General features: G+C 45.5%; 11 protein-coding genes. 4 read left to right on the forward strand and 7 right to left on the reverse strand.

All coding sequences use genetic code 11. The annotated features are described in order from the left end of the window. Window positions 1-226 precede the first annotated feature (226 nt). The 7 genes from JGK14_RS06670 to JGK14_RS06700 form a co-directional block, all read right to left on the reverse strand. Window positions 227-1,759 (reverse strand): phospholipase D-like domain-containing protein, encoded by a 1,533-nt coding sequence (locus JGK14_RS06670; protein ID WP_293276919.1) that lies wholly within the window; start codon window positions 1,757-1,759, stop codon window positions 227-229. Continuing rightward, window positions 1,756-5,205, reverse strand: coding sequence for an AAA domain-containing protein (locus JGK14_RS06675; protein WP_325314876.1), 3,450 nt, complete (start codon window positions 5,203-5,205; stop codon window positions 1,756-1,758). The genes JGK14_RS06670 and JGK14_RS06675 overlap by 4 nt, the downstream gene beginning before the upstream one ends. 166 nt (window positions 5,206-5,371) lie before the next feature. Next, complete coding sequence (thrB, locus tag JGK14_RS06680; protein WP_325314877.1) at window positions 5,372-6,403, reverse strand: homoserine kinase; 1,032 nt, start codon at window positions 6,401-6,403, stop codon at window positions 5,372-5,374. A 78-nt stretch (window positions 6,404-6,481) separates the two neighbouring features. Further along, window positions 6,482-7,051 (reverse strand): Uma2 family endonuclease, encoded by a 570-nt coding sequence (locus JGK14_RS06685; protein ID WP_325314878.1) that lies wholly within the window; start codon window positions 7,049-7,051, stop codon window positions 6,482-6,484. Between the two features lie 51 nt (window positions 7,052-7,102). Beyond that, a complete protein-coding gene (locus tag JGK14_RS06690) occupies window positions 7,103-7,579 on the reverse strand; it encodes a tetratricopeptide repeat protein (protein WP_325314879.1) in 477 nt (158 codons plus the stop codon). 4 nt (window positions 7,580-7,583) lie between these two features. Then, entirely contained in the window at window positions 7,584-8,150 is a 567-nt protein-coding gene (locus JGK14_RS06695; RefSeq protein WP_325314880.1) for a Uma2 family endonuclease, read from the reverse strand. 142 nt (window positions 8,151-8,292) lie between these two features. Then, entirely contained in the window at window positions 8,293-9,528 is a 1,236-nt protein-coding gene (locus JGK14_RS06700) for a vWA domain-containing protein (protein ID WP_293189707.1), read from the reverse strand. Between the two features lie 223 nt (window positions 9,529-9,751). Between JGK14_RS06700 and JGK14_RS06705 the strand changes: the two genes are divergently transcribed. From JGK14_RS06705 to JGK14_RS06720, 4 genes are all read left to right on the forward strand, one after another. Beyond that, window positions 9,752-10,411: an ATP-dependent Clp protease proteolytic subunit gene (locus tag JGK14_RS06705; protein WP_293174629.1), complete on the forward strand. Its 660-nt coding sequence runs from the start codon at window positions 9,752-9,754 to the stop codon at window positions 10,409-10,411. Window positions 10,412-10,626: 215 nt separating this feature from the next. Continuing rightward, entirely contained in the window at window positions 10,627-11,220 is a 594-nt protein-coding gene (locus JGK14_RS06710) for an ATP-dependent Clp protease proteolytic subunit (protein WP_293211490.1), read from the forward strand. A gap of 259 nt (window positions 11,221-11,479) precedes the next feature. After that, window positions 11,480-12,106 carry a J domain-containing protein gene (locus JGK14_RS06715; RefSeq protein WP_293174635.1) on the forward strand — a complete coding sequence of 209 codons (627 nt, stop codon included), beginning with the start codon at window positions 11,480-11,482 and terminating at the stop codon, window positions 12,104-12,106. After that, window positions 12,103-12,378, forward strand: a complete 276-nt coding sequence (locus JGK14_RS06720; protein ID WP_293236245.1) for a hypothetical protein — start codon at window positions 12,103-12,105, stop codon at window positions 12,376-12,378. Before JGK14_RS06715 ends, JGK14_RS06720 begins: the two co-directional genes overlap by 4 nt. Window positions 12,379-12,428 lie beyond the last annotated feature (50 nt).

Genomic DNA, 12,428 nt, shown 5'->3' on the forward strand with positions numbered 1-12,428 from the left:
AGGTGTTCCTGAATCGGCGATGAGACCGATAGTCCTGCAACTTCTATTTTAGGGAGGGTTTTGCGATCGGGCATGGAACTTTAGGTGAACTTTAGATCCCCAGACAAAATTGAGGAGTGCGATCGACTGTTGAGTCGGGAATTGTATTCAAAATCACTAAAATTTTTAACCCACCGCAGAGGAAGGAAGAGGGAAGAAGGTTTTAACTTTGTGGAAGCGAGACCATTCAATCTTTAAATCGCGACCTATAGCTATCGAACAGTTCATCGATTTTATGGGGGTCAGATACCAGCGTCCCCCGCTCATCCCGGAACGTGCGATCGCGGTCTCCCTTGAAGGAAAGCCAATTGAAACTTGTCGTTACAGCAAATTTCACATCAGAAATGAGGATTTTTGCATGAGTATCTCCAAGGCGCTTGAGCCGGAAATTATCCTTATACTGACTCGCTAATTTTTGAATATTATTCTCAGCCCGGATATCAGATTGGTACTTTTTATCATCATTTTCTCCCAAACCGTACCCAATGAAAACTTGTACTCCCCGCTTGAGGAGATTTTCAAACTCTTGGAGAAATTTTTTATCCACAGAACTTGCTCGAATCCAAGGCGAGATAATCATCAGACGTTCTTGGCTCTCTTTAAGAGCCTGTTCGAGCAGTGGACGGTGTTCATATACTTCTAGAAAACGAATAGGCAGCAAAGCTAGTTCTGATTTAAGTTGATTTTCAAGATATTCTATTCGCTGTAAAGCCTCTTGAAGCTGCTGAGTTAGAAGACGTTTTTCTTCATCGTTATTAGTCTGCTCAATCCGATTTTGTGTGGTCTCAATTTGGGCTTGTAGTTCAGCCTGAGCCGTAAATACTTTTTCTTTGACGATTTCAATATTTGGAATAGGGTTTTGATCGATGAATTCACGTCCTAAAACTTCTTCAGCTAGTTTCCGTGGTGCGCTTTCTTTTATCGTCTCTAATATTTTAAGTTTCTTGACTCCATTAGAACGGGCGAAAGCGGCTTCATGTTCAGTGGACAGGACACCATCAATACCGAAGGCAACCTGAACATCATCACTATCTTTTGCTTTATAGATTAGTGCCAATGCAGGTTGAAAAAATCTCTGTCTACGCTCAATAGCTTTCAAGGCTAGCAGGTCTCTATCTTGCTTGACTTTGGCTTTGCTTGCCCCCTCAATCTGGCGAATAATTGCGTCCACATCTTTGAGTTTAAGATCGGAAAGTTCGGGTGGCTTTTTCGGAGATGGTTCAATTTCTATAATTTCTTGATTACGCAAGTCTTTTTGCTTGAGTAAACGTGATTCCAATCGCCCGTACCAGCGAGGATGCCGTAGGAGTCCATCAAAGTTGATATCAAATGTTCGCTCCTCTGGAACAATAATTTTGGCATCGCGGAGCGTTCCTTCACCTTTTTTGGTCAACTTCCAAACTTGCATCAGAGAGTCATCAGGAGCTATAAGGTCAATATCCTCACTCATCCTTAAATTTATCATTGCATCCCTGACGATAGACGGTTCGAGACCAAGAAATCCAGCAATATCCACTTCTGAGGATAAACTAGCATTAATAGCTTTCAAGACATATTCTTCTATAGGGGGAATCGGTTTATGGAGTTGGGTTAGAGCTAGAACAGTGATTTTATAAACTGGCAATCCGACTTCTTTACAGCTAACTAAATCGAAGCCTGTACGATTGTCATAGCGGCGTAGTTCTTCTGGAGTAAGAAAAACTGATTCTTCTGAACTCATAAGTTAAGCTCCTTTAGGGCGCAATTTTCATGGTGACTTTCAACGTAATCCAAAACTCGGTGTAATGGGTTGTCATGTGAGGTTCTACAGAAGTAATGATCTCCCACGATTACTAAGCCAACTTTACCTCTGGATAAAGCCACATTTAATCGTTCTGCATCGCGCAGAAAACCCACTTTACCTTCTTTGTTAGAACGAGTCACAGAGTACACTGCAATATCAGCTTCGCGTCCTTGGAAGGCATCCACGGTATTACACTCAACTGTTAATGCTTGCCAATTGTTTAATTCTGAGGCAAGGTTACGATCGAGCAACTTTAGCTGTGCTGCATACCCCGTCAATACAGCGACACTGTATTTTTTCTGCGCCTTTACTGCCGTCTGGTTTAGCTGTTTGAGAAACTGAACTATGACATTGACCTCACAAATATTGTTAAAGCTAGAATTGGCAGACTGTTCGCGACTATTCTGAAGTTTGGTTGTTGTTAACCAAGTCACAGGTTGTGGTAAAACACTGCGAAGATGCTGATCTAAGTCAGTCCTGGCACTTTTTAGCTGACCATCATAGAAGCACTCACTGACCAGATCGCCGATTGGTGCAACCATTCGATGTTGAATTGTTAACATCTTGTGGCAGCCATCTGGGAGTGTTCTCAGCAGTCGATCGAACAGGGTTTCTCGGATATCCTCTTGAGTTAGGTCGTATTTGTCCAGAAAGTCAGAATCTCTGCTAGCTTCATCTCGAAATGGTGGGAGTTGTTTGGGATCGCCAACAAGTATCCAGCGATGCGATCGCGCAATTGGAACCAACACTTCTGTCGCCGTAGCTTTTGAAGCCTCATCAACAATACACAGGTCAAATTCTATGTCTTGAATATCTCTAGGAATTCCGATGCAGGTTCCGGCTACCACTTGCGATCGCTTAATCAAAGGTGCATTGAATTTCTCATTTCGACCAAACTGATCGAACCACTCCGCCTGAATAGCTATCAGCCGTTGGAGCATCTTCGCATCAGGTGCATTTGGATTTATTAGTTGATTTATCCGCTCTTCTATCTCCTGAACCGAAAGTCTCAAAAGTTTATTGATACTGCTTCCGGTTAATTCTTTAAGACGCTTTGATTTTTCCTTCTGTTGCTCTCGTGCTTCTTTTAATTGTTTACGAAGGATACTAATTTCAGCTTCAATACTCTGACATTCCTCTAGCTTATCCTTGGGGATTTTAGTTTCCAACAATGAATCTGGGTTTTCTGGGTTGTAATTTATTGCTAGTATTTCATCTAAATCGTGTTTCCAGATATTAACATCTCCTCTGAGATTTTCAATTTTTGTAACCAGAGTTTTCATTTCTTGAAATAGTGTGGCTATTTCACTGTTATGCTGAGAAATACCTCGTTGCGCTGACCAATTATCAATAAATTCCTGTCCTTTAGCAATTGCACCCTCTCGCCACTGTTCCATCTGTTCTTCGAGTAAGAGCGAATGAACATTCTCTGATACCCGTTCATGGTTACCAAGTCGCACCAACTTCAAGTTAGGATTTTTAGCTTGAATCCGTTCTAGGGCGTTATCTAGTGCAACATGAGTTTGTGAACTGAGCAAAATTCGAGCATCAGGATTAGTTTTAAGAGTTTGCAGAACAACTTCTGTAATAAATGTTGTCTTTCCTGTACCTGGTGGACCTTGAACAATCAGAAAATCTTCTGTTGCGAGTGCAGCTTTAACAACTTCCTGCTGTGATTCATTGAGAGGTTGAACAAACTGGACATCCACCTCTACTTTAGGATTACGAACTTCTTGAGGATTGACGAGTAATTGGCGAATGTCTGAGCGTACTCCCCGGTCAAATCGAATCGCATCAAGGGCATTTTTTTGTCGATTTAGGGCAACCTCAGCAGCACGAGTATCAAAGCGTAACTCGCCAGATTGTGGGAGTCTGTCTGGTTCTCCATATTTAACATAAAGAGTCAATCTGTCACTGATGACCTGCTCAATATCTCCCCCCAAGATGCTAAATCCTTTTGGGTTTGTCACATGGCGGGGTTGTCCAGCTATGTCATTTTCTGGAAGTTCTGATAGTTCAAAGATAACGCGGTTTCCCTCACGAGTAACGCTTGTGTATTTAATCGGTTTCTCTCGGTTTTTTTCCCAATCTGTCTTGGCTCTGAGAATATCCCACCAAACTTGGAATATCCGTTGCTTTTCTTTTTCATCTTCTTGTTCTTTTAAGTTGGCTTCATGCTCTATAACTGAATCCTGTAGCTTCTGAATAACCTCTTTTGCTTCATATGAATTCAGTGGCATTCCAAATTTGAACTCGTAGGATAGATTCCAAGCACGCTCTCGACGCTGTTCCAGTTGCGAGTAGGAAGTAGACCAAGCATTGAAAATAACTAGGTGATTTCCTCGGTTTTGATCCACCTTCATGTGATACCGATAGGAAACACCATAAATTTCGTAATGATCTTCACGAGATGAATCGTCTGCGTCGTCCTTAAATTTATAGGGACGAATCCCACAACCCGATTCATTATTGAGATCGTCAAGGATAAGATTCTCGATCTCAACTTCAGAATAAATCTCAATTTCACTTTTAAGTCTGTTCAAGCACTTTGGTATAAGCTTAAGGAAGCAAGGAGGCTTCTTAATTACTCCTGTTTTTGTCTTCCCTTGAATAGCATTAAGTTGAGCTAGCAGTACCTCTGCATTAGGCTGACGCTCTTCTGGATAGAGAGAAACAGTACGCTCGATTATTTCAAGGATTTCAGGTGGTGCATTAAACGCTTTCAGTGCGCTGGGGATACTATTATGATCTGTGAGTTCAATATTGGTCAGGCACTTTAGAACCAATACACCAAAACTGTAGATATCGCGAGTGTAGGTATAGGAACCATCGTCGGTTTCTGGCGGAGTGAATGTACGCGATACAAAGTCTTTGAGAGTAATGCTTGGTTGCAAATAGCCCTTAAGCTTGGATATGCCAAAGTCAGCAAGTTTGAGTTGACCGTCACTCCCCACTAAAATGTTGCTGGGCTTGATATCGCGGTGTATTATTCTGCGATTATGGGAAAAAGCCAGAGCCTCCAACACGGGTAACGCTACCGCTTTCCAAAATGAATCCCAACCGTCGGGAGGAGATTCTTTCAGAAGAGTTGCCAAATCCTTGTCCATCCACTCCAAGACGAGAAAATAGTTACCCGTAGTTTCATCCTTGCCAAAATCGAGAAGTTCCACAATTCCGGGGTGCTTCAACTCTTGCAGGGCTTGGGTTTCACGTTTGAAGGACTCGGCTAGAATATCTGCTTCAATCTGCCCGTGTTTGAATTCTTTTACTGCAACCAGCCGTTCTTCCTGATCGTAGTCTCTTGCGCGATAGACATCAGCCATCCCGCCTGATCGCGGATTGGAGGATATAGCATAGCGATCGTTGATGAAGCGAACTGGCATAACTTAGCTACCCATAGAAGATTTCTGTTATTTTTGTAACACAGATTCCATTAGGCCGGCTTTTCAGCGGTTTATGGACTGTCAATCATAGGTAGTCTTAATATTTTTAGATGATGGCGAATTTTTAAGATGCGTTTACCCGAAAGGGTACACACCTTACGACTAATTAACTGGAGACTTGTGCACCTTGAGTATCAATAGAAATCGCCCTGACATCAGCCTTCACCCCAAACTCCCCCCAAGCAGCCGCCATTTCCCTCACAACCGTATCAACATTAGTAACATCCGTTAAAGCCAAAAGCGTCGGCCCCGCACCGCTAATTACCATCCCACAAGCCCCTGCATTCAGTGCAGCTTGTTGCACCGCTTCATATCCCTGAATCAGCGATCGCCGGTAAGGCTGGTGAATCTTGTCTTGGAGGGCGCAGCGCAGCCAATCTCGATCGCCCGTAGCCAAAGCCCGCACCAATAAACCCAGGTGTGCGGCATTGAAAATCGCGTCAGCCCTGCTGTAATCTGTTGGCAAAACTCGGCGCGCCTCGGCTGTAGAAAGTTCAAAATCGGGAATCGCTACCACGGGCACAATATTAGGATGCCACGGAATGTCGCAAATTTGCCAGGAAACCCCCCCCTGCCCCCCCTTGCTAAGGGGGGGTGATTCTCTTAGCCCCGCTTCGCTAAGGGGGAGTTGTTCTCTTAGCCCCCCCTTACTAAGGGGGGGTTGGGGGGGTGTATTGCTAGCAGCGAGGCGACAGCCTCCGAGTAAAGCGGGGACAACGTTGTCGGGATGTCCTTCAAGTTCGATCGCCAACTGCATCACATCAACCTGACTCAAAGGCTTGCCGGCTAAACAATTCGCCCCTACCAACCCGCCGACAATAGCGGTAGCGGAGCTCCCCAAACCCCTCGCCAGCGGTACTTGCATATCTATATGTATCGCGACTGGTGGGGGGGATTGACGGAGGTATTCGTATAACTTGACAAAGGCTTGGTAAGCGAGATTGCTGTCGTCTGTCTTGACTTTGGCAGCTTCCGCGCCCGTAACGGTAATTTGCAATTTCTCGGTTGCTGACGTTTCGAGGAGAGAGAATTGGAAGGAGTTGTAGAGGCTTAAAGCGGCGCCGATGCAGTCAAAACCTGGGCCGAGGTTGGCAGTTGTGGCGGGTACGGTGACGGTGACGGTGGAAGTTGCAGGCATTTTTTGACGGGGTGAATTTCGACTGTTCAACCGCTGATGAACGCAGATGAATGTTTGGTGTTTGTGCGATCGACTATTTTAACCCATTTCTAAAACATCTTCGTAAATTGAGGCGATCGGGCATTCAAAATCTGCGCTATCCAAGCGAACTTCTGCGCCAACACCGTAAGGATAAAGTTCCCAACGGCCCTCTGGGTTGCGCCGATAACATTCTACGCCGATGTTTTCTTGATTGATAATTACGTATTCTTGTAAAGTTTCTATGGTGCGGTAGTCGGCAAATTTATTTCCGCGATCGAATGCTGCTGTTGTGGGAGATAAAACTTCTACGATTAAGCGCGGGTAGCGTTTGAAGTATTGAAGGCTTCTATCTCTTTCATCGCAAGTAACCATGATGTCGGGATAGTAAAATACATCTGCCTCTTCAATTCTGGCTTTCATGTTTCCTGCGTAGATGCGACAACCTCTACCTCTAACGTGAGTTGTGAGCAAGTTGACGAGGTTGATGCAAATTGTTTCATGTGCATCGCTTGCTCCCGCCATTGCGTAGATTTCTCCTTGTCGGTATTCGTGTTTGATCGGGCTAATTTTTTCGCCTTCTAAATAGTCTTCTGGGGAGACGTAGTTGTAGCTTTTACTTAATGTCATAATCTGAACTTTTAAAGCTGTGGTGATATTATACCCTATTTCCCAAAACATTTATAGTAGCAGCCTGTGCAGGTGTTTCATTGCATCTTGATAATCTTCTGTCTTGCCGTCTTTTTGATAAAATTCGGCTGCTTTTTGGTAGTCAGCGATCGCGCCCGGTTTGTCTTTTAATAAATAGCGGACTTTGGCACGGTTGTAGTAAGCATCGGCATACTTCGGGTTAATTTCAATGGCGCGATCGAAGTCGGCTTTGGCTGCTGGATAGTCCTTGAGATAGCGGCCGTGAATGATGCCGCGTTTGTTATAAGCTTTGGCGTAGTTGGGGTTGAGGCGGATGGCTGCGGTGTAATCTGCGATCGCCCCTGGGATATCTCCAGCCTCTGACTTGGCTAAACCGCTGTTAAATAAGTCTTCAGCCGAATTTTGAACGATGAATATTGGTGAATTTTGAGTAGAAATGGCAGGGGATATGCCACCCAAAACGGTAACAAATCCGCAAAGTGCGATCGCTCTGTACAAATATTTCATAAGTCTAAGCAAAAACCTGAGCTACAGAGCAACTAAAACCAGGTAACAAAGGTGAAGTAAGTTGATCGTTTCTCAACAGCGTAGCAACTAATCTTAAACTTGCTTGTTCCCTGCGATAAACCTCTATTTGCTGCAACCGCCAATTAGCAATCCAGTATTCTTGTACTCCCCGCACTGAATAAAGTCGGAGTTTCAAATCTCTATCCCTTCTTTCATTATCTGTACCAGCAGATAATACTTCAACCACTAACTCAGGAGCGGCGGTTAAATGACCGGCTTCATCTAGCAAGAGGGTCAAGCGTTCATTGCTCGCCCAAACTACATCAGGAATGACGTTATCAGCCTCTGTGAAAATCAGCCCTGGATTGATTGCTGCTCGTCCTAAACCAGCAGACATCGACCAAGTATCAAGCACAGAGAAAAATCTGCCACAAGTCTGTTGATGACCCCAATGCGGTGCTCTAGTCACAAATAACTCTCCATCAATAAGTTCATAACGATCGCCGTTATCGGGTAAGAGTTCTAAATCGGCGGTAGTCCAGCGTACTTTATCAGATATTGTCTGGCTCATACAAGCACTCTCGATAGGTGGTACAAACATTATAAACCGGTTCGTAGTAAGGACTTTAGTCCTCTCTAAGGCTTTTAGTAAATTAGGACTTGCATTCCTTACTACGAACAATGCTGCCGATCGCAATTAAGCGAAAATAATATTACTTCAATACAGTTTTAGAAGCAATGCGAGTTTTCTTGCGATCGGCTTCCGTCAATTCTGCACCAGACTGCAAACGAGTAGCAGAGGTTTGCAGCACAGTTGCGGCACTTTTATCGCCCATTTGCAGAGCAGTTTTAGCAGCCGTTTGTAGCATCGTGGCCGCACCAGCGCGATCGCCCTGTTGTAACCTAGTTTCTGCGAGTTGAGTTTGGCGGTACTTAGCCAAAGCTAAAATGTGCTGCTGCACCATCGGGTTAAGTGCAGGCTGATAAACTTTTAGGACATTAGCCGAAACTGCAACAGGATCGGAAAGCAAACCTTCACCGACTGTCGGATCGTCATAGCGAATTTGTAATTGCCCGATCGCCTGCGTACCTTCCGGCAACTGTCCAATATAAATATTAGCCAAAACTACTCGCTCTACATCCTTCATTAAATCTCCCAAACGCACCATAAAGCGATCGCCATCCTGCTGCACCGGTAATTCGATCGTATCCGGGGCAACTTGCGCGATCGGTTTTAGTTCGGCTAACCGCACTTTTGGCATCAACGAAAATAGCAAATAAGCATTAGTCAAACCTACACCTTGGATGCGAGTAAACAGTTTGCCAAACTCATCAACCGCATCTTCTGGACGCTGAATGTGAGCCAAAGCACCGCCGCCGGCATCAGCAATCTTTTCCAAAATATCCTGGTTCCAGTTATCCCCAAATCCCAGAGAATTTAAAGTCATGTTGTACTCAGCGGCCAGTTTCGCCAACTTCAAACAGCGGTTATTGTCGCCGTGTTCGTTTTCGCCGTCAGTCAGCAGAAACGCCTGAGATATTGCTTCTTTTTTGCCTTTCCCCAACTCTTCAATACCTAACTTAATCCCTTCATCAATTGCTGTGCCGCCAGCGGGGCGCAATTGCTCGATTTGCCGTTTAATGCTGGCGGGATCTCCCACAACTTGATTGGGGACGAGAACTTTGGCTTTGTGATCGAAAGCCACCGCACAAAAGCGATCCCCAGGTTTTAACCTGTCCAGCAACCGTCCGGCGGCTTGTTTGACGGTTTCCAAGGGGCGTCCGCCCATCGAGCCGCTGTGATCGAGAATCAGGCACAGGTTTAAAGGTACGCTGGAGTCGATCGCGCTTGCCGTCGCCGACACTGAAACGGCTAGCTGGCGCTGGGTTGATGGCGCAGCAGCATCAAGGTTGGGGTCGTTCAAGACCGGGAGCAAACTAACTTTCATGCGGGATACCTAAAGATTGCGTTACTATTTCTTTAAGAATAACTCCATGAGTTCAGGCAACATTTCGGTTGTCAACAACCCCATTCTTTTGAGGAAAGGCACACACTCTGCCCTCCTTTCTTCGTCCCACCAAGCTGAGTACAGATACTTGTGCTGAGCCCTTCGACTTAGCTCAAGCGAGCCGTAGCCGAAGTATGGTGGGTGTCCCCAGGCAAAAACAAACATGAACACACCCATTAAAGCCGTGCAATCGCAATACTACGGAGAGGGCAACTCTCGAACTCCCCCTCCCGATTTACCTTCCCTGTTGCTGAAGGAGCGGATCGTTTATCTGGGTATGCCTCTGGTGCCTGCGGTAACAGAACTGATTATCGCTGAACTGCTGTTCTTGCAGTACGAAGACCCGGATAAGCCGATCAAAATCTATATCAACTCGACCGGCACTTCTGGTTACAGTGGCGAACCCGTCGGCTTTGAAACCGAAGCCTTCGCTATCTGCGACACGATCAGGTACATTAAGCCGCCCGTGCAGACTATTTGTCTCGGTTCGGCAATGGGCATGGCTGCGATGCTGTTAGCGGCTGGTACAAAGGGCTTTCGGGCGAGTTTGCCCCACGCTTCGATTGTATTGCACCAACCCAAGGCTTACACGCGAGGTCAAGCCAGCGACATTCAAATTCGGGCGAAGGAAGTGCTGGCAAATAAGGCGACGATGCTCGATATTTTTGCAAGCTGTACTGGCCAACCGATCGACAAAATTACTAAAGATATGGATCGGTTGCTGTACCTGACGCCCTATGAAGCGAAAGAATACGGTTTGATCGATCGCGTTCTTGAAAGTTCGGAAGAATTGCCGAAAGCCCTTTCTGCGGCCGTCGTATAACTGGGAATGGGGAATGGGGAATGGGGAATGGGGAATGGGGAATGTGGCATGAGTAAAAATTAAGGGTTAATGGCTAGTAGTTTCTACCCTGAATTAGTTATTCAATAGTTTTTTTATGACTAACAATTCCCAATTACCGATTCCCAATTACCGATTCCCAATTCCCAATTCCCAATTCCCAATTACCAATTACCAACTAAACGGAGTTCCGAATTATGCCTATAGGTGTGCCAAAAGTTCCCTACAAAATGCCGGGTGGTTATGATACTCAGTGGATTAATATCTACGATCGCCTTTACCGGGAACGGATTATTTTCTTGGGCAAGGACATTGACGATGAAATTGCCAATCAAATCATCGCGGTGATGCTGTATCTCGATTCGGAAGATTCGGGCAAAGATATTATTTTGTACATCAATTCCCCCGGGGGGATGGTGTCGGCAGGCATGGCTATTTTTGATACCATGCAGCACATTAAATCCGACGTGGTGACGATTTGTGTGGGCTTGGCTGCTTCGATGGGTTCTTTCCTGCTGGCTGCTGGTACGAAGGGGAAACGGTTGGCTTTGCCTCACTCGCGGATCATGATTCACCAGCCTTCTGGGGGCGCGCGGGGACAAGCAACGGATATTCAGATTGAGGCGAAGGAGATTCTGCGCTTGCGCCACCAACTCAACGGTATCTATGCTAAAAATACCGGAAAGCCGATCGAGAAAATCGAGAAAGACATGGATCGCGACTATTTCATGTCCGCCGAGGAAGCCAAGGAATACGGCTTGATCGACAAAGTGGTAGAAGATCGTCCTTGACAGTTGACAGTTGACAGTTGACAGTTGACAGTTGACAGTTGACCTGCAAGTCCGAGGATTTGAGTAATGAATAGTCTTGTTTTAATTTCTCCCGCTTAAGGGAGAGGCTTTAAACCAATTCTTTCTGGTAAGTGGTTTTGATAGTGTAGTAGTGCGGACAACCCTCGCACTACCATAGTTCGCGGTAAATTTTGGCAGAATCTTTACATTTAAGGATTCTGCCATATTTAATGGTATTAGAAAACTTGATTCATGCTAAATGGATATTGCAGATTATTACCGACAGTTAGGGCTAAGATCTGGTGCGAGTTTATCGCAAGTTAAGGCCTCTTATCGAAAGTTAGCCAGACAGTATCACCCCGATGTGAATCCGGGAAACGAACAGGCTAAGAATAAGTTTATTACTATTACTGAGGCTTATAAGTTCCTGGTGAATATTGCACCCGCCGATGTTGCGGAATCGAAAGTTGCCAATTCAACTGTACCGCCGACTCCGACAGCGCCAGCGGAGGCGGTGAAAGCTCAACCGCAAGCAGTTAAGGTGACTCGGAAACAGCAACCCACTGAAGATAAGCAGGATCTGTCGGCGGCGGAAGACAAGTTAAAAAAAGATGCTTATTTTGAACTGCAACAGTTGCTGAAATATCAGAGGTTCCCGCGGGCGATCGCCCTAATTGAGGGTTTGGCCCAGCGGATGCCCGAAGATCGGGAGGTGCGACAGTGGCAGGCGATCGCCTATCAGCGCTGGGGACGGCATTTGATCGGAGAAAAGCAGGTTGACAAAGCGAGAATTTATTTGAAAAAGGCGGTGAAAACTGACCCTCACAATCGGGCTTTGTGGGCGGAAGTTGAGCGTGATTTTCGCCGGTTGGAAGAGATTTATTGATTGGGGAATTGGGCATTGAGAATTGGGAATTGGGAATTGGGAATTGGGAATTGGGAATTGGGAATTGGGAATTGGGAATTGGGAATTGGGAATTGGGAATTGGGAATTGGGAATTGGGGAATTGGGAATTGGGAATTGGGAATTGGGCATTGGGAATTGGGCATTGGGAATTGGGCATTGGTTCTGTGCAGGTAATCGAAAGACTATACTGTGTTGTATCAACTTGTAGGGTGCGTCACTATGAAATGTTCGATGAAATTTGCAGATTGTAGATGGGGCGCACCTTACTATTTTTTACGCTCGGCAATTCCGATCTGGTATC

Origin of the sequence: Microcoleus sp. PH2017_28_MFU_U_A (genome assembly GCF_020738035.1) — a bacterium.
Classification (GTDB): domain Bacteria; phylum Cyanobacteriota; class Cyanobacteriia; order Cyanobacteriales; family Microcoleaceae; genus Microcoleus.